The following is an 18,872-nucleotide window of genomic DNA, read 5'->3' on the forward strand; positions in this document are numbered from 1 at the left end:
TATTAATTTTATATTTTTTACTTTACCTCTTTAGCTGCATTTTCTCCAGCTATTTTTCCAAATACAATTATATCTGTAACAGCATTTCCACCTATTCTATTACCACCATGTACTCCACCAGTTATCTCTCCTGCTGCATAAAGTCCCTGGATTTTATCTCCATTTTTATCTAATACTTCTGCATTTTCATTTATTTTAACTCCACCCATTGTGTGGTGTATTGCTGGTGAAACTTCTATTGCATAAAAAGGTGCTTTTACTATCTCTCTAGGTAATCCCTTTTTCCCAAAATCTGAATCTTTTCCATTTTTAACAAAACTATTATATTTAGTTATTGTTTTTTCTAACTCTTTAGAATCTACTCCAATAATTTTAGATAATTCTGAAATATTATTAGCTTCTTTTGTTAATCCTTTTTTTACATAACCATTTATAGCAGATAAACTCTCTCTCGTTTGTTGGTCAAAAATAAGAAAAGCTGATTTTCCTTTTTGCTCTAACTCAGCTTTAGAAACAACATCTCTTGTTTCTAACTCATTTATGAATCTTTTTCCATCTCTATTTACAAGAATCGCTCCCTCTCCTCTTACACTCTCTGTAATCATATTAGGCGTTTGATGGACAACAGTAGGATGAGTTTGAATCTGTTTCATATCTACAACATCTCCACCAACTTCTTGAATAAGTTTTATTCCTTCACCAGTAATTGCAGGGTTATTTGTAGTTCCAAATCCTTTTAAGTTAGGATTATATTCACTAACCATATCAGCATTTGCTCCAAATCCACCAGTTGCCATAATAATAGCTTTTGCATTAATCTTATACTCTTTACCATTATTTTCAACTAATACTCCGCTTACTTTATTATTTTCCATTAAAATTTTTACTACTCTATTGTTTGTTTTAGTTTCAACTCCCATATTTTCAAGAGTAGAATTTAGTGCATCAACTATAACAGGTCCTACTGCTTTTCCTCCTGTAGGTCTATGTATTCTCTTAACACTTTGTCCTCCAGAAAATGATACCTCTGTTAAATCAGTACCTTTAGAAATTAACCAGTCGATAGCATACTTAGATTCTTCTGTTAATTTTTTCAAAAGAGATGGATTATTCAGATTTTTACCACCCTTCATTGTATCGTTATAATATAATTCAGCTGAATCTTCTATTCCTAATTTTTTCTGAATACTTGTATCTGCTGCATTAATTCCACCTGTAGCATAATTAGTATTTCCTCCAACCATAGGCATTTTCTCTAGTAAAATTACTCTAGCTCCATTTTCTTTTGCAGCAATAGCAGCTGAAAGTCCTGCTCCACCACCACCTACAACAACAATATCTGTTTCCAAGTCTTTTAACTCTTCATTTATTGTAGCTTTTTTAGCGACTTTATTTAATATTACTCCTGATGAAGCAATAGCTTTTCCCACAGCTTCTTTTATTCCCTCACTTGTATAAGTTGCACCTGCTATATTATCAATATCTAATGATTGTGAGCTTAAAATTTCATCATTAATTTTTTTCATAGCTCTTCTTGTAAATCCAGATTCTTCGTGTTTAACTACTTCAATATCAGTTATTTTTTTGTTCTCTACAGAAACTTTAACCTTAATATCACCGTTATACCCTTTTCCACTTCCTACAAACTCCTCTTTAGACGCCATAACTAAACTTGACACTAAAGATAACATAATTAAACTCTTTTTTAACATCCCCTTAATTTCACTCCTTTTATAAATTTCTACTTTGTATACAATATATTATACTTTCTTTTTTATTGATTATCCAATAGGAAATACTATATAATCTTTATAAGATATTTTAATAAAGTTTACAGTTTATATAAAAATATTTTATATAAATTTTAAAAGGAGATTTTATGGATTTAAATAAATTGAACTATATAATAGTAATTGCAGAGGAAAAAAGTTTTTCTAAAGCTGCTAAAAAACTTTTTATATCTCAACCAGCTCTAAGTCAATATGTATCAACCATTGAAAATGAACTCAATATGAAAATATTTGATAGAAATAAATATCCTATTAAATTAACAGTAGCTGGAGAAATTTTTATAAAAAATGCTAAAGAGTTATTAAATTTAAAAGCTAAAATGATAAGAGATATAAATAGTAGTACCAAAGTATTTTCTGGAACTTTAAAAATAGGAATCTCTCCTTTTAGGAGTCCCTATATACTTCCAAATATTCTTTCTCAAATGAAAAAGCTATATCCTGATATCAAATTATTCATAGTTGAAAAGTATGCTAAAGAGTTAGAGAAACTTTTGGAAAAAGGAGATATAGATATTGCAATAATGTCATTACCTTTTACTAGTAAAACTCTTTCTTTTAAAGAGTTTTGTGATGAAGAAACTTATATAATAACACCTAAAACTGAATATTATTCTAATCTTTCAGAAAATGGTGAAATCTCTTTAGAAAAATTAAAAGATGAACAATTTATACTTCCTTCTAAAAAAATTAAGGCTCGAGAAAAAATAGATTTATTATTTTATAATAACCATCTCTTCCCACAAATATTTTTAGAAGCTGAAACACAGGAAACTATCCTATCATTTGTACATGTTGGTTTAGGAATCGGTTTTGCTTCAAATATGAGTCTAAATCACAGAGATTGGAAAAAGGATTTAAATGTATTTTCAATAAAAGAGGAAAAAATTTTCAGAAAATTTGCTGTAGTTTATAGACAGGATAAAATTTTAAACGAAGTAGAATTACAATTAATTGATTTTATTCATATGAACATAAAATAAGAACCACTTTCGTGGTTCTTATTTATTTCTATTTTTTATTTATAAACTTTACTGCATTTTCTCCAGCTACACGTCCAAATATTACAGAAGCACTATATGCTGCACTTGTACTTGTTACCTCTCCAGCTGCAAAAAGTCCTTTCACTATTTCTCCATTATTTTGAATAACCTCAGTTTTCTCGTTAGCTACAACTCCACCTCTTGTCATATGAACAGCTGGCTCAACTAAAACTGCATAGAATGGTCCACTCATATCAAACTCTCTTTTTGCTTTAGCCTCTCTAAATGGATCTTTTACCTCTCCACGTACTCCTTTATTATAAGTTACCACTGTTTCTTTAAATGTTGCCACTGGTACTCCCATTTTCTCTGCTAACTCCTCTATTGAGTTCGCAACTAAATGGTATCCTTTTTTCGTATGTTTTTGTAAACGATAGCTCGAATCATATAACTTTTTATCAAATACATAGAACACTTTAGCTTCTGGTTGAGCTAACATCTTTTTAGCCATATCCATTCTTTCATCTTTAGTTATATGTTCCTTTGTAAATCTCTCTCCATTTATATTAACTAACATCATTCCATCACCATTAGGACCTGCTAAATCTCTTGTTGATCCTAAAATAAATGGTATCAGATTCATTACTTCTAAATTAGCTAATTGAATATTATTTTTTTCAAATACTGGAATTAAATCTCCTGTAGCACTAATTTGATTTGAGTGCTGTAATTTCTCTGTTCCTGGAGCATATTTTGCTAATAACTCTGGATTAGCTGAGAATCCACCTGTTGCAACTACTACAGCTTTTGCATTTATATCATAAAAATTATTTTTATTTTGAACTTTTACCCCTGTTGCAACACCGTTATTTATAATTAAATCTAAACCTTTTGTTGAAGTACGAATATCTACTCCTAACTCTTTTGCTCTAGCTTCCATTTTATCTTGTATAACTTCACCAGCATACACATTCTTTTCAGCCATGTGCCCTCTTTTTCCATAATGGTAATTTAATTTAATCCCCATCTCTCTTAACCATTTATCTAAAACAAAAGCTCCTTCAGCTTGAGTTTTTGTACGTTCTGGTGTATCCATTGGATTTGTGTTGTCCTTTATTAAACTTTCTACTGTATCATTCATTCCATTAGCTTTTTGAGCCTCTGAATTTATTAAATCATAGAAGTTCATATCAAACTTTCCATTACCACTTAGCATATCCATTTTTTCAATTAAAATTACATTTTTTAGACCCTGCTCTTTTGCTGATATAGCTGCTGCTAATCCAGCTGGTCCTCCTCCTACAATTACAAGATCTGTAGATACAGGCTCTAAATAGGCAACTGGTAACTCAGGTCCTTTTGTTCTTGCTGTAATTCTTCCATAATCTTTTCCTAGTTGTTTATAAACATCATTTACCGCTCTTTTTATAGCTGTAGATGTATGCGTTGCTCCAGAAACACTATCTACTATTGGTGATTGAGCCTCTAAAATTCTCTCTTTTAGCATAGGAAAAGCTCTTGTCATAACAGGAACTGTTTCATTGTGTGATACAACTTTTATATCTTTAACTTCTTGTCCCTCTGCTATAACCTCTAACTTTATTTCACCAGAATACCCATTGGCCTTTGTTAAAAAAGTACGTTCCTTTGATAGTGTTGCTTGACTTAAAACTAGTAATGATGCTACTAGTAGTATGATTCTTTTGTTCATTTATTTTTTATCCCCCTGTGTGTGTTTTTCGATATATAATAACACTTTTTTCACATTAAAACAAGTTTTTAGTTCACATATTCTACTTTTTACCAAAATTACTTAGAAATTCATACTTTTTAATTGTATCTATTATTTTCTTTTGAGATTGTGTAGTTGATAAAATTTTATCAAATTCATATTTTTTTAACAATTCTACAAATTGCACTAAAGCATCTAGATGCTCTTTTCCATCATATGAACAAAAAGCTAGTATATATTTTGCAAATACTTTTCCAGGAAATTCAACAGGTGATGAGCATATAGTTAATGACATTCCTGTTTTCAATACATTATTTTTATTTTTAGCATGAGGTAAGGCTACTAAATTATCCATTACTATGTAAGAACCATTAATTTTTATAGCTTCTATCATGTCCTCTGTATATGATGATAAAGTGCAATTATTTTTCTCTAATAATTTTCCAGAAGCTTTAATTGCCTCTTCCCATGTATATACATTACAGTCTAAGGAGATACTCTCTTTTAATAAAAATGAGGAAAGAGGTTTGTAATTTTCTTTTAAATCATCAATTATCAAATCATCATACTCATTTTTTAATTTATTAATAAGAACTTTTTCATTTTTAATCTCTGTTTCCTCTTTTATAATTCTCATAAGATTACTTAAAGTTATTTTTTTCTCATATTTTGGAAAATCTAACTTATCAAGATTTGAAAAATCTTCTCCATTTAATAAAGTATTAACTACAATAACTGGAAATTCCAAATAGTTCACATCTATATTATTTATATTTGTAATAATAATATCTACATTTTTATTTTCCAAATATTTATCTAATTGATTCAAAGGAATCGTTCCAATTATATTTACATCATACCTATTTTTTATTTGTTGAGCAATTAACTTAGATGTTCCAAATCCTAATCCACAAACTATTAAAAGGTTTTTCAATTCTTTTTTTATGGACTTATTTCTATCCATAGCCGATTTAAAATGCACGCCTATAAATGCAATTTCGTTATCGGAAATAGATTTGTTTAAAAAATCTTCAAGATAAGATAAAGATAGTTTAGTTTTTTCAAAAATAACTCTATCAATTTTTAAAAATTCATCAACTATAGAGTTTTCTAGTTCAATATTATTTTTTGCTCTATAAATAGTTGGTTTTATATGATTAATTAGCCCTTCTAACAATATATTATCGCTATTTAAATCAATTTCTATCGCCTCAGAAAAATATCTGATTATTTTTTTTACTAAAATCTCTATCTCTATCCAGTTTTCATATATAGAAAAACTTGTTGAGTAACTATGACTTCCTAAAAGATAATCTGTAAATTTAATAAGTTCATATCGATTTAAACTAATATTTTCTGAAACTTCAATTAGTGAAACTGCTTTACTTACGAGACGATACTCTAAGGTATTCAAAAAAAAGTTTTCATTTTTGCAAGTAGTTAAACAGTTCTTATATTTTAATCTATTAATAAGTACAAATGTGTAGTTAATTAAAATATTGTATGCTTCATCAGAAATCACTTTATTAAGAGAGTTGATTAAATAATTAATAAACACTTTAACTTGATTAATGTTTATATTTTTAAAGTATTTATTCAAGCTCTTTCTAAAAAATTCTAATTTAAAATCTATTATTTCAGAGTTATATTTAAACTGATTTAACAACTTCAATTGTATTTTTCTAATAGATTCTTCTTCTCCAACTAATTTTAAACCTTTTTGAGGATTTAAAACTAATTTTAAGTTATAGTTAGCAAGTATATCCTCACTATTTTTTAAAGTCACTTTTATACTTGAACGACTTAAATCAAACTCTTCACATAAATCTGATATATTAATCTCTTCTTCAAAAACTATTTTAATAAGAATTAGTTCATCTCGATATTCGCTTTTAGAAAAAGAGTTAGTACTATTAAGTATTCTTAACAATTCTATTAAAGAGGTCTTTTGAAATTCTAAAACACCTTTACTTAGTTTATTGATAATTGACAAACTGTTTTTTTCTAAATATTCATTTATTGTTTCTAAATCATAACGAATACTTCGATCACTAACATCTAACATTAAACTCAATTCCTTGATAGTAATAATTTTTTCTTGCTTAATTAATAATTCTAAAATAGAAATAATTCTTTTATTAATTTTTTCCTCCTTATTTTTCAAAAAAAATTGAAAAAATATAACTTGTTAATTTTATAAAAATAAATCAATTCAATTTAATTATAACACTAAAGAATCAAAAAACGTACTTTTTAAACAAAAAATTTCATTTTTTTGTGAAAAAAATAGAAAATTTACAAATTACTATAAAATTGATACTCTAATTTATAGGGTATTAAATCAAATTTTTTCAAAAAGTTTTAATTAAAAGGAGAAACAAATGAATTTTAAAAATTTAGTAAACGAAAATTTAGTTCTTTTAAATCTTGATTTAAAAGATAAAAAAGATATTATTAAAGTTTTAGTTGATAAACTTTATGATAATGGAAGAATCACTTCTAAAGAGATTTTTTATAAAACAGTTATGGAAAGGGAACTATCATCACCTACAGGATTAGAAGAAGGATTAGCCATTCCTCACGGAAAAGACGAATGCGTAAAAGAGGCATCTATTGCCATTGCTAGATTGAAAAATCCTATTTCCACTTGGGAATCAGTTGATGAAGATAATGAAGTTAATTTAGTTTTTTTAATTGCAATTCCTAAAAAAGAAGAGGGATCAAGTCATATTGAAATTTTAAGTAAACTTACAACTTCTTTTATGAAAGAGGGGTTTATACAAGATTTACAAAATTCTCAAACTACTAAAGAACTTTTAAATATAGTTTATTCTATTGAGGAGGAAAAAAACGAAAATACTAATGAAAACAAATATTTTAAAGATAAACCATTGGTTTTAGCCGTTACTGCATGTCCTACTGGAATCGCTCACACCTACTTAGCTGCTGAGGCGTTGGAAAAAGCTGCAAAAGAGTTACAAATAAATATTTGTGTGGAAAAGCAAGGAGCTCGTGGAATTGAGGGAAGACATTCTGAAGAACTTATAACAAAAGCTGATGCCATCATATTCGCAACTGATGTTTCTGTTAAAGAAAAAGAAAGATTTATTGGAAAAAAATATATACAAACAAGAGTTGCTGTACCACTAAAAAAAGGTAAAGAAACTATATTAGAAGCTCTAAATAATCCTGATGGAATTATTGAAGCTAATCAAATAAAATCTGAAAATAATACTGATGATAAAAATGAAAATTCTAATAAACTGTTTAGCCTTCAAGAGATTAAAAGAGCTTGTTTAACAGGAATTTCGTATATGCTTCCTTTAGTTGTTGCTGGAGCTGTTATTATGGGATTATCTAGAATTGGAGCTTCTTTCTTTGAGATTGGAAACATTTGGGATAGTTCTTATGCTCAATCTAGCGAACCATTAGTTAGGTTACTTCATACTTTAGACAAACTTGGTGGAAAAACTTTAAGTTTAATGTTACCTTTTATCGGTGGATATGTAGCTTTTGCTATTGGTGATAAAGTTGCTATAGCTCCAGGATTTGTTGGTGGACTACTAGCTGCAGATTCTAACTCAGGATTTTTAGGAGCTCTTGTTGCTGGTATTTTAGCTGGTTATTCAACAAAAATAATAATAAAAAAAGTCAAATTACCAGCATTTGCTTCAGGAGTTACTTCTATATTTATAGCACCTATTTGTGCTGTTTTAATAACTGGGCTAAGTATTATTTATGTAATTGGAGACCCTGTTGCAACTTTAAATAAATCTCTTGAAATTTGGCTAATGGGAATGAATGGTTCTAACAGACTGATTTTAGCTGCAATTATTGGTGGAATGATGGGAGCTGACTTAGGAGGACCTATTAATAAAGCCGCTCTTACAACAGCCCTAGCTTTAGTAGCTTCGGGAATAACTGTTCCAAATACTGCTGCAATGATAGGAATTGTTGTTCCTCCTTTAGGATTAGGATTTGCAACTATTTTATCTAAAAAGAAATATAGTTTAGCTTTACAAGAAGCTGGAAAATCAGCTATTTTAATGGGATTAGTTGGTGTTACAGAGGGGGCAATTCCATTTGCCATTGAATCTCCAATAAAAGTTATTTCATCAACTATTTTAGGTTCTGCTCTAGCTGCTGCTTTAGCTGTTTATCTAGGTGCAAATAATCCTCTTCCAATATCTGGGTTTTATGGATGGTTTGCAGTTCAAAATTGGCCAATTTACATCTTATCAATATTTATAGGTTCATTGTTTATAGCAATAATGAATATTTCTTTAAGAAAAGAGGAGAGCAAAGAGAATGTTTAAAGATAAAGTTGTATATCAAATATATCCTAAATCATTTAAAGACAGTAATAATGATGGAGTTGGGGATTTAAAAGGAATTATTGAAAAATTAGATTATTTAAAATATTTAGGAGTAGATTATTTATGGATAACACCATTTTTCATCTCTCCACAAAAAGATAACGGATATGATGTTGAAGATTACTATAATATTGATCCTACTTATGGTACTATGGATGACTTTGATATGTTAATTAAAGAATCTAAAAAAAGAGGAATAGAATTAATGTTAGATATGGTTTTTAATCATACTTCAACAGAGCATGAATGGTTTAAAAAAGCATTAGCAGGAGAGAAAAAATACCAAGATTATTACATTTTTAAAAAGAGTAAAAATCCTGAAATTCCTCCTACTAATTGGGAATCAAAATTTGGTGGAAACGCTTGGAAATACTCTAAAGAAGTTGGAATGCATTATCTTCATTTATTTGACGAAACTCAAGCAGATCTTAACTGGGAAAATCCTGAAGTTAGAGATGAAATGAAAAAAATAGTTAAATTTTGGATGAATAAAGGGGTTAAAGGATTTAGATTTGATGTTGTTAACCTTATTTCTAAACCATTTATATATGAAGATGATAATATTGGAGATGGAAGAAGATTCTACACCGATGGTCCTAAAATACATGAATATTTAAAAGAGCTAAATATTGACTCTTTTGGAAGCGATAAAGAGGTTATAACTGTAGGAGAAATGTCTTCTACAACTCTTGAAAACTGCGTTAAATACGCTGGTGAAAATGAAAATGAACTTTCTATGGTATTTAATTTTCATCATTTAAAAATAGATTATAAAAATAAAGATAAATGGAGTTTACAAGCTCCAGATTTTGAAGAGTTAAAATCAATTTTAAATGAATGGCAATTGGGAATGCAAAATAATCACGCTTGGACAGCGCTTTTCTGGTGTAATCATGATCAACCGAGAGTTGTCTCTAGATTAGGAGATGACCAAAAAAATTGGAATAAATCAGCTAAGATGTTAGCAACATTAACTCATTGTCTAAGAGGAACTCCTTATATTTATCAAGGAGAGGAGATTGGGATGACCAACTCTTACTTTGAAGATATTGAAACTTTTAAGGATGTTGAGTCTCATAACTACTATAGAATTTTAAAAGAAAAAGGACTAACAGAAGATGAAGCTCTAAAAGTAATCCAAGCTCGTTCTAGAGACAACGGAAGAACTCCAGTTCAGTGGGACGACACTACAAACGCTGGTTTTAGTGAAGTTAATCCTTGGATTAAAGTAATCCAAAATTACAAAAAAATCAATATTAAGTCTCAAATAGATGATAGAAATAGTATTTTAAATTATTACAAAGAGCTTATACAACTTAGAAAAAAATATAAAGTTATTTCTCATGGAGATTTCAAACCTCTTCTACTAGAAGAGAAAAATATATATATTTACAAAAGAAGTTTTAAAAATGAAAATATCATTGTTATTACAAATTTTAGCGAGGAAAAAACTATTAATTTATCTAATGAAAATATTAATGAATATAGATGCCTTCTTTCAAATACTGAATTTATCAATAATAATGGAATTTTAAATTTAAAACCTTATGACGCAATTATATTATATAAAAAAAATTAATTTAAAAAAGTTGTAGAATAATATCTACAACTTTTACTTTTTTAACAATCTAGAGCTACCTTTATTCCATTAACAGCTATTTTTACTTTTTCCAAAGAACATCCTACATTTAATCTTATTTTATAAGGATCTCCATAAGTCTCTCCAGACATTATAGCTACTTTTCCAACTTCAATTAATCTTCTTTGAAATTCTTTTGGATTAATTTTTGTTTCTTTAAAATCTATCCACATTAAATACGTTCCATTTGGAACATAAGCCTTTAAGCCTTTGTATCCATCAAGTTCTTTTACAACGTATTCACAATTATCAGTTAAATGTTTATTTAAATCATCCAACCAATACTCACATTCATTATAAGCAGCCATTGTTGATAACATTCCCATAATCATAGGAGATCCTAAAGCATGTTTTTCTTTGACTAAGTATAAAAATTTTTCTCTTAAATCTTTATCTGGAATAATCACATAAGATCCACCTAGCGCTGGTGTATTAAAACTTTTTGAAGCTGAAGATGCAATAACAGTTTTCTCTTCTCTTAATTTTACAATTGGAGTTACATCTTTTCTAGCTATATCCATATGAATATCATCAGATATTAAATATACATTATACTCTTTACAAAGTTCAACTAATTTACTTAACTCTTCTCTACTCCACACTTTCCCAACTGGATTTTCTGGATTACACAATAAAAATACTTTAACCCCATTTTTAAATTCATCCTCTATTTTTTTAAAATTTGTCCTGTACTCTCCTTTAAAAACTTCGATTAACTCTATATCTACAACATTATAATTATTAAGTATTTTTGTAAATCCGTCATATCTTGGAGTATGAGTTAATATTTTTTCACCATCTTTTAGAAGTTCTTCTAATAATATAGATATACTATATATAACTGCTGGGGAATATACTATCCATTCCTCTTCTATAACAGTTTTATATCTTTTTAAATACCAATTTTTTATTGCTCCCTTATACTCTGAATGATTCCAACGAGAGTAACCAAATATTCCATGAAATAAAACTTTTTCTAAAGATTTTATAATCTCTTTTGGACTTTGTAAATCCATATCTGAAATTGAAAAAGGGGTTAAGTCTTTTGTTCCTTCTCCAAATCTATCTTCTATATAATCCCATTGCGTCGAATAAGTCCCTCTTCTATCTATAACTTTATTAAAATTCATTATGCCCCCTAATCTATTATATTTACTATTTTCTCAATCACGGATTTTTGTGATTGAAGTTTTGATAATTCTTTCAATCCATTTACCTCTATAAGCTTTTGTAAATCCCTTAATACACCTAGATAATTATACTTATCTACATTTGAAAGTAAAATAAAATACTTAATATCTTTATCTTCAAACTTTATATTATTTTCATTAAAAATTAGAGAGATTCCTAATCTTTTATTATATTTTGTCTCTTTTCCATAAAATATAAGTGTACTCTCATTATCTATATAATCAAACTCTTTATTAGCTAACATACTGTAAACAGAATCTATAAACTCTCTTTCTATAAAACTATTTTCATAAAGATTGCTTATAAATACATCTACTAACTCTTTTATATCATAACATTTTGTAAACTTTATATCTTTCTCTGTTATTATATCTAGTAAACTAAGTTGCTTATTTGTTTTTATATCATTTTCTATCAAGTTAGGGTAAAGTTCTAATAGTTCCTTTGCAATTATATCTATAGAAGATTTTTCAGAATTTTTTTCAATAATACCTAATATTTTATTTAACTTTATCTTTTCTATTTTCTGTTTTCTTAAGTGTTTACATACTATTTGAGATATCAGCATAAACTCTTCATCTCTAAGCGGTTCTTTTAGATATTTATTAATCTCATCTCTATTTTTAGATATCTCCTCATAAACTCTACTTTCAATTTCATTTAATTCTAATTTATAATTTAATATAAAGTTATTTTTTACTCTATATATTGCAGCTGTTAAATACTCAATAATCTCTTCTAAAAACTCTTTATCATTTATTAAATTTTTTATTTTTGTTTCACTTAAAACATTTAGCAACTTACATACAAAACTATCTATTAAAAATCTATTTTCATAAAAACTTTCTGAGTTATGACCACTTAAAAAATATTCAGAAAGATGTAGTGCCTCATACATGTATCTATTGTTATTTTTAAAGATATCTTTTTGAATTATTTTATAATAAGATGTATTCTTTAAAAATTCCCAATTATTTTTTTTAACTAAAATATAACCTTTATTAATTCTTTCAAAAGTAATTATTAAATATATAAAAATTATATTTTTGAATTCTTTTTCAAACTTTATTTTTAATTTTTTCTCGAAAATTTTTAGAATATCAAAACATCTATTAATATTTTGATTACTTAAATAATTTTGTAAAATTAACACTATATCTTTTTGAAAGAAGAATAACTTATCTATATATTTTAATTCCTCTTCATTTAAATAGATATATTTTAGAGCATAAATCATTTTTAAATGTCTTAATTTTTTTTCATTACCTTTAACAAATATTTTCCCAAAACTATTTTCCAAATAAAGTTGATACTTTTCTAGAATTTTCTCAATATCTTTTAAATCTTTTCTAAGAGTTGTTATACTTACTTGTAAATATTCTTCAATAGCTTTCAAACTTATAGTATCTCGAAAAAAAAGACATATTAAAATATACTCTTCTCTCTCTTCTTTAGAAAAAATATAATTTTTTTTATTTTTTTCACCGCAAAATTTTTTTACTAACTCTTCATTTATATCAAAATTTATTACCCCATTAATTACTTCTATGTTGTTTCCAGCTGAAAATTTTTTTAAATAATGATTTATATTATCTATTGAATACCTTATATTTCTGTCTGTTGTTTTGAAATTTAATGCCAATTCTTTTAGATTTATTTTTTCATTGGAAACTAATCTAATTATCTCAAAATCTTTTCTATTTAAACTCAAAAAAATCCCCCTTTATTTTTTATAAGAATAAACTTTATTTAAAATCTCTTCATCTATATTCCTTATAAACTCTTCTAATACATTATAACACTCTAAGTAGTCTTTTTCATTTAATATCGTATAAGGAGTGTGACAATTTTTTACTGGCAACACAACTGACAATCCAGCTATCCCATATCCACTATTACTTCCTGGACCATTATCCGTTCCCCCACCTTTTAAAAAATCTAATTGATATTTACCTTCAATTTTCTGTGCACTTCTAACAAACTCTTTTAATAAAACTTTATTACCTAAAGCTAATTTATCAGCTATAACGAAACATGGTCCCTCTCCATAATTTCTTCCTAACTCTTTACCTCCTAAAGTATTTTTTGCTGTAGCTACATCCAAATTTATTATAATATCTGGTTGTAATTTATTTATAGATGTTTTTCCTCCTCTAGTTCCTATCTCTTCTTGAACTGTTCCTATAAAATATAAATCACAATTTAATTCAATATTTTTAAATTTTTTTAATAACTCTATTCCTAAAATACACCCTACTCTATCATCCCACGATTTTGCTATTATATTTTTAGAATCTAAATATTGAGTTTGTGTTATAAAAGTTATTGAATCACCTATTTCAATTCCTAATTTTTTTACTTCATCTTCACTCTGGCACCCTATATCTACATATAAATTTCCTATTTTTGTTTCCTTAGAAGATGTATCACTAGATAAAACACCCTTTATTTTAGATCCTAAATACGTTTTTATTTCAACTATATTATTTTGAGCTATTACTGGATCTGTTCCTCCTAGTTGGTAAACTCTAATATGTCCATCTTTTGTTATTCTTTCTACTAAAAAGCCAACCTCATCCATATGAGCTACAACAGCTACTTTTATCTTTTTATTTTTTGATAAATGACAAATTATACTTCCTAAATTATCGTAGTCAAATGAACTACATATATCATTTAATTCCTCTCTTATAATATTTCTAACTTCATCTTCAGAGCCAGCAGGTCCATGAGCTTCAGTGATTTTTTTTATAAATTCAAAGTTCTTTAACATAATCCAATCTCCTTAAATTCTTTTGATATTGTTGTTAATAATTCATAACTATCATTTGTTACTAACACAGTGTCTTCTATTCGAGCTCCTCCTAATTCAGGAATATATATTCCTGGTTCAATTGTCAAAACCATTCCAGCTTTTAAAATATTATTCTCACACTCATTTAAAAGTGGCTTCTCATGTCCTTCTACTCCTATTCCATGCCCTAAACCGTGAACAAAATATTCTCCGAATCCTGCACTTTTTATATATTCTCTTACTACTCTATCAATCTCTTTTGTATTAATCCCAGGCTTTACCATTGAAACACCTAGTTGTTGAGCCTCTTTTACAACATCATAAATTTCTTTTAACTTAAAATTTACTTCTCCAATACTATATGTCCTTGTTATATCTGAATGATACCCATTGTATATACAGCCAAAATCTATTGTTAATAATTCTCCTAATTCTATTTTTTTATCTATTGGCCTTCCATGTGGTAAAGCTCCCCTTTCTCCAGAAACAACAATAATAAAATCAATTTTTTCAGCTCCTAATTTTTTTGCATTTCTCTCTATATTATCAGCTAAATCTTTTTCACTCATGTTAATTTCAAATTCATCTAATGCTCTTTCAATTGATTTTTGTGCAATATCACAAGATTTTTTTATAATTTCTATTTCATCGTATCTTTTTATAGCTCTTTGATTTTCAACTAAATTTTTACTCTCTACTAATTTAAAAGGTAATTTTTGAAGTTCTTTATAAAGTGAGTACACTACTGTATTTTCTTCAAAAATTAACTCTTCTACACCATTATTTTCACAGATTTCTCTTAAACATTGTACAAAATTTTTATCTTTCAAAACTACAATAGAAAACTCTTTACACTGCTCTTGAGCTTGTTTTTTATACTTACCTTCTATTAAAATATATTTTTTTTTAGAAGTTATCAATAGGTATCCACCACTTCCTGTAAAATTTGATAGATAAAATTTATTTTCTTTTTTTACAACTAATAATCCTTGATTTTCTCTTAACATTTTCTCCTCCAAATATAGTTAAAGAAGCTGAATAAAATCAGCTTCTTTAACTTAGAAATCTAGCTCTAAATCTTCTAAAATATCGTTATCCTCTTGTGTAAATATTTCATGAATTTTTTTGCTTTCTGCTTCAGATTTTAACTCCTCTTTTTCTAAAACTTTAAAGAATGGATAATAAACTAAAAATGACAATATTAATTGAACTATTTGGACAAATGGAGCTTTCCAATCAAATCCAGTTAAAAATCCTTCAAAGAATAATGGTAAATATGGTGGATCAAAAAATGGTTTAGCTAAAAATCCGTATTTCATAAGAGCTAATGGCATTAAACTTATTAAAGAACTTCCAAATACAAATGGTATAAATAGTATTGGATTTAATATTACTGGTCCTCCAAATAAAATTGGTTCGTTTATTCCAAATAGACCCGGTATTAATGAAACTTGTGCCACTTTTTTATATCTTTTTGTTTTTCCAAATAACATAGCTAAAACAAGTCCCATTGTAACACCAGAACCTGTAAAGTTTACAAAGGCTGAAAATACTCCCCCTGTTGCAAAATGTGGTAGTGGTAATCCTGCTTCTTTTGCCGCTATGTTTTCTGCTAAATATTGAACAAAAATTGGTGATAAAACTGGGGACAATACTGCTGAGTGAATTCCAAAAAACCAAAACATTAAACGAAGCATTATTACAAACCATACTACAAATAAGTTATCCATACTTCCTATTGCTGGAGCTAAAACTTTCATTATAACTTCTGGTAAAAGCATCCCTCCTGAAAGAGATGATACTAAATATCTTAAGCTTATGAAAAATATCGCTATAAAAGCTGTCGGTGTTATTAATTCAAATGATCTAGATACAAAATCAGGCACACCTTCTGGCATTTTAATAACTAATTTATGATCAGTAAAATATTTATAAATTTCAACAGTTATTAATGCAATAAATATAGCTGTAAATAGCCCCTTTGAATCAAAATATTTTATATCTAAACTACCATCTTTATTTAAATTAGTTACAGTTACCAAAAAAGAAAATAGCGATAGTGTAACTGCTCCAACAGTATATATTTTATACCTTTCACTTAAAAAATATGATATAGCTATAACTGCATAAACACCAACAAAACCTAACGAAAACTTTATTAACAAATCAATTAGATAAACATTATTTGCAAACCAATCTTGAACCATTTGAGAACTAGCAAATATATTTTTTAAAGTTTTCAGTGGATACGCCATCGATCCTAATAATAAAATCGGCGTTAAAACAACCATTCCTTTTTTTACTGCTGTTAAATGTGGTTGCTTATCAATCTTTTCTGCTATTGGAACTAATATTTTTTTTATAATACTTTCAAATTTTTCAAATAATCCCATCATTCTCCCCCTATTTTATCCGTGATATCTTTTATGAGCTACTAAAGCTTGTTTTAAAACTGTTGCTCCATCCATTGCACCATAAATTTCTGCACTTAATAAAACTGATGGTTTATTATTCTCTTTTGCAACCTCTTGAACATAATCAAATTTATGCCCTAACTGAGGTCCTACAAGAACAATATCAAAGTTTCCTATTTTTTCTGGAAGTCTATCCACTGGAATCGCCTCCATTGGTTCAAAGTCTTCATTCTTTAATTTCTCACTTTTAGCTACAACTTTTTTTATAGCCCCCATCATCATCGTAGTTGAAAATCCTCCTGCACAAACTAATAAAATCTTCATATACCCTCCATTTTGTTTTTTTTTTGTTTTATATATACGTTATTCTATCAATTTAATTATTTTTTTCAACAAAAGTTTATTTCAATTTTTTTGGAAATAAACTTTCATATACGAAATAAGATTAATATGTTAAGATTTTAAAAAATTTTGGGAGGTTATTTATATGTCAAATGAAGAAATGTTAGAAGAATTGGAAATGGTAGTTTTTGGAATAGTTGGACATGCTGGAGAAGCTAAAGGATACGCTTATAAAGCTCTATCTTTCTCTGAAGATGGAAATTTCCAAGAAGCCGAAGAGATGCTTAAAAAATGTGATGAAGCAGTTTTAAAAGCACATCATATTCAAACTGATCTTATTCAAAAAGAAGCTGGTGGAAATAGAATGACTATCACAATGCTTTTTGTTCATGCTCAAGATCATCTTATGACTGCTCTTTCAGAAAGAGAATTAATTAAAAAAATGATTAAACAAAATAAAAGAATTCTTGAATTAGAAAATAAAATAAAAAATATATAAAAAGAAAAAGGAGATAATTTTCATTAAAATGAATTTTTTTCTCCTTTTATTATATAATTAGTTTTAATATTATATTTTATAGTGTGTGTAGTTCTTTATCAATTAAGTCACCTACTTGCTAATAACAGCATTTGAAAAAATTATTACTCTAAATAACTTTCAATATATAGCTTTATCTTTTGCTTTGTTCTACAAATTGCGTTATCTATTCTTTTTACTTTTTCATTTAATCTTTTAGATGTTTCCAAATATGTATATCCTTGGCACATATATGGAAACACCTTTTTTTCAAGTGAAGTTAAATTTACATCTAAATATTTTTTTAGCCCTTCTAGAAACTCTTTTCCTAAAATCATCTCCTCAGGAGAGTAGTAAGTAGATGACTTAAAGTAATAATCTATATCAATCTCTTCATCTACTGAACTATTATTTAGTGATAAATTTTTACTTGAATTATAGCTTTTAATAGCTGTGATTATCTGTCTTTTTATACATACACTTGCAAAATGTGAAAAAGATACCTCTCTTTTTTCATCATACCCTTTTATAGCTTTCATTAAACCTATATATCCCTCTTGAAGTAAGTCGTTAGAGTCCCCACCTTTTAAATAAAACATTTTATTGTACTTTAATATGCTTTTTTTATACTCCAAAAAAATTTTCTCTAACTCCTCTTCATCCCCATTTCTTGCTAAAATTACTCTTTCACCATCCATATAGTTTCCCCCTTGTATTAAAAAAAAAGAGTGAAACTTGATGTTCACTCTAAAATTAGCTTATCCTATTGTTACGTCTTTTGCTAGAGATCCTTTATCTGCTACCTCAGCTCTAAAAGATACTTTTTGCCCCTCTTCTAAAACTCTGAACCCCTCAGCGTTTATTGCTGAAAAATGAACGAAATGATCCTCCCCATTCTCACAAGTTATAAATCCAAACCCCTTCTCTTTATTAAACCATTTAACTGTTCCTTTTAACATGTTTCCCTCCTAATTTTGATAATGTTAGTTATATTATATAATGTAATTTTAATTATATCTATTAGAAGCTTTTTTTATTTTTTTTAAAATTTCTTCAAGAGATAAATAAGAAGCTATTGCAACAAAAAAATGAGA

The 18,872-nt window shown here is 27.5% G+C and carries 15 protein-coding genes; 4 read left to right on the plus strand and 11 right to left on the minus strand.

Going from position 1 to position 18,872, the window contains the following annotated elements; all coding sequences use genetic code 11:
• Positions 1–17: 17 nt before the first annotated feature.
• Positions 18–1,712, minus strand: a complete 1,695-nt coding sequence (locus tag H5J23_RS11905) for a flavocytochrome c (RefSeq protein WP_185892428.1) — start codon at positions 1,710–1,712, stop codon at positions 18–20.
• Between the two features lie 167 nt (positions 1,713–1,879).
• Between H5J23_RS11905 and H5J23_RS11910 the strand changes: the two genes are divergently transcribed.
• Positions 1,880–2,773 carry a LysR family transcriptional regulator gene (locus H5J23_RS11910; RefSeq protein WP_185892430.1) on the plus strand — a complete coding sequence of 298 codons (894 nt, stop codon included), beginning with the start codon at positions 1,880–1,882 and terminating at the stop codon, positions 2,771–2,773.
• A gap of 28 nt (positions 2,774–2,801) precedes the next feature.
• Here H5J23_RS11910 and H5J23_RS11915 read toward each other — a convergent pair whose 3' ends face one another.
• Together H5J23_RS11915 and H5J23_RS11920 are read right to left on the minus strand one after the other, a co-directional pair.
• Positions 2,802–4,484 (minus strand): FAD-binding protein, encoded by a 1,683-nt coding sequence (locus H5J23_RS11915; protein WP_185892432.1) that lies wholly within the window; start codon positions 4,482–4,484, stop codon positions 2,802–2,804.
• Between the two features lie 82 nt (positions 4,485–4,566).
• Positions 4,567–6,669 (minus strand): BglG family transcription antiterminator, encoded by a 2,103-nt coding sequence (locus H5J23_RS11920; RefSeq protein WP_185892435.1) that lies wholly within the window; start codon positions 6,667–6,669, stop codon positions 4,567–4,569.
• A gap of 217 nt (positions 6,670–6,886) precedes the next feature.
• Between H5J23_RS11920 and H5J23_RS11925 the strand changes: the two genes are divergently transcribed.
• Together H5J23_RS11925 and treC are read left to right on the plus strand one after the other, a co-directional pair.
• Positions 6,887–8,821, plus strand: coding sequence for a fructose-specific PTS transporter subunit EIIC (locus tag H5J23_RS11925; RefSeq protein WP_185892437.1), 1,935 nt, complete (start codon positions 6,887–6,889; stop codon positions 8,819–8,821).
• Positions 8,814–10,460 (plus strand): alpha,alpha-phosphotrehalase, encoded by a 1,647-nt coding sequence (treC, locus tag H5J23_RS11930; protein ID WP_185892439.1) that lies wholly within the window; start codon positions 8,814–8,816, stop codon positions 10,458–10,460. Before H5J23_RS11925 ends, treC begins: the two co-directional genes overlap by 8 nt.
• A 41-nt stretch (positions 10,461–10,501) precedes the next feature.
• Here treC and H5J23_RS11935 read toward each other — a convergent pair whose 3' ends face one another.
• The 6 genes from H5J23_RS11935 to H5J23_RS11960 are packed head-to-tail and all read right to left on the minus strand — an operon-like array spanning position 10,502 to position 17,243.
• A complete protein-coding gene (locus H5J23_RS11935; protein ID WP_185892441.1) occupies positions 10,502–11,650 on the minus strand; it encodes a MalY/PatB family protein in 1,149 nt (382 codons plus the stop codon).
• 8 nt (positions 11,651–11,658) lie between these two features.
• The gene (locus H5J23_RS11940) at positions 11,659–13,422 is read right to left on the minus strand and encodes a helix-turn-helix domain-containing protein (protein WP_185892443.1); all 1,764 of its coding nucleotides are present in this window, start codon (positions 13,420–13,422) and stop codon (positions 11,659–11,661) included.
• Between the two features lie 12 nt (positions 13,423–13,434).
• Positions 13,435–14,484, minus strand: a complete 1,050-nt coding sequence (locus H5J23_RS11945) for a M42 family metallopeptidase (RefSeq protein ID WP_185892445.1) — start codon at positions 14,482–14,484, stop codon at positions 13,435–13,437.
• Positions 14,478–15,512, minus strand: a complete 1,035-nt coding sequence (locus H5J23_RS11950; RefSeq protein WP_185892447.1) for a Xaa-Pro peptidase family protein — start codon at positions 15,510–15,512, stop codon at positions 14,478–14,480. The genes H5J23_RS11945 and H5J23_RS11950 overlap by 7 nt, the downstream gene beginning before the upstream one ends.
• A 51-nt stretch (positions 15,513–15,563) precedes the next feature.
• On the minus strand, positions 15,564–16,898 hold the full coding sequence (locus tag H5J23_RS11955) for a PTS sugar transporter subunit IIC (protein WP_185892449.1): 1,335 nt from the start codon (positions 16,896–16,898) through the stop codon (positions 15,564–15,566).
• Between the two features lie 15 nt (positions 16,899–16,913).
• Complete coding sequence (locus H5J23_RS11960; protein WP_185892451.1) at positions 16,914–17,243, minus strand: PTS sugar transporter subunit IIB; 330 nt, start codon at positions 17,241–17,243, stop codon at positions 16,914–16,916.
• 163 nt (positions 17,244–17,406) lie between these two features.
• On the opposite strand from H5J23_RS11960, the gene H5J23_RS11965 reads away from it, so the two are divergent.
• Entirely contained in the window at positions 17,407–17,760 is a 354-nt protein-coding gene (locus H5J23_RS11965) for a PTS lactose/cellobiose transporter subunit IIA (RefSeq protein ID WP_185892453.1), read from the plus strand.
• A gap of 143 nt (positions 17,761–17,903) precedes the next feature.
• Here H5J23_RS11965 and H5J23_RS11970 read toward each other — a convergent pair whose 3' ends face one another.
• Positions 17,904–18,476 (minus strand): sigma-70 family RNA polymerase sigma factor, encoded by a 573-nt coding sequence (locus tag H5J23_RS11970; protein WP_185892455.1) that lies wholly within the window; start codon positions 18,474–18,476, stop codon positions 17,904–17,906.
• Between the two features lie 60 nt (positions 18,477–18,536).
• Positions 18,537–18,737: a cold-shock protein gene (locus tag H5J23_RS11975; RefSeq protein ID WP_185892457.1), complete on the minus strand. Its 201-nt coding sequence runs from the start codon at positions 18,735–18,737 to the stop codon at positions 18,537–18,539.
• Positions 18,738–18,872: the final 135 nt, after the last annotated feature.

The organism is Cetobacterium sp. 2G large, from assembly GCF_014250655.1.
Classification (GTDB): domain Bacteria; phylum Fusobacteriota; class Fusobacteriia; order Fusobacteriales; family Fusobacteriaceae; genus Cetobacterium_A; species Cetobacterium_A somerae.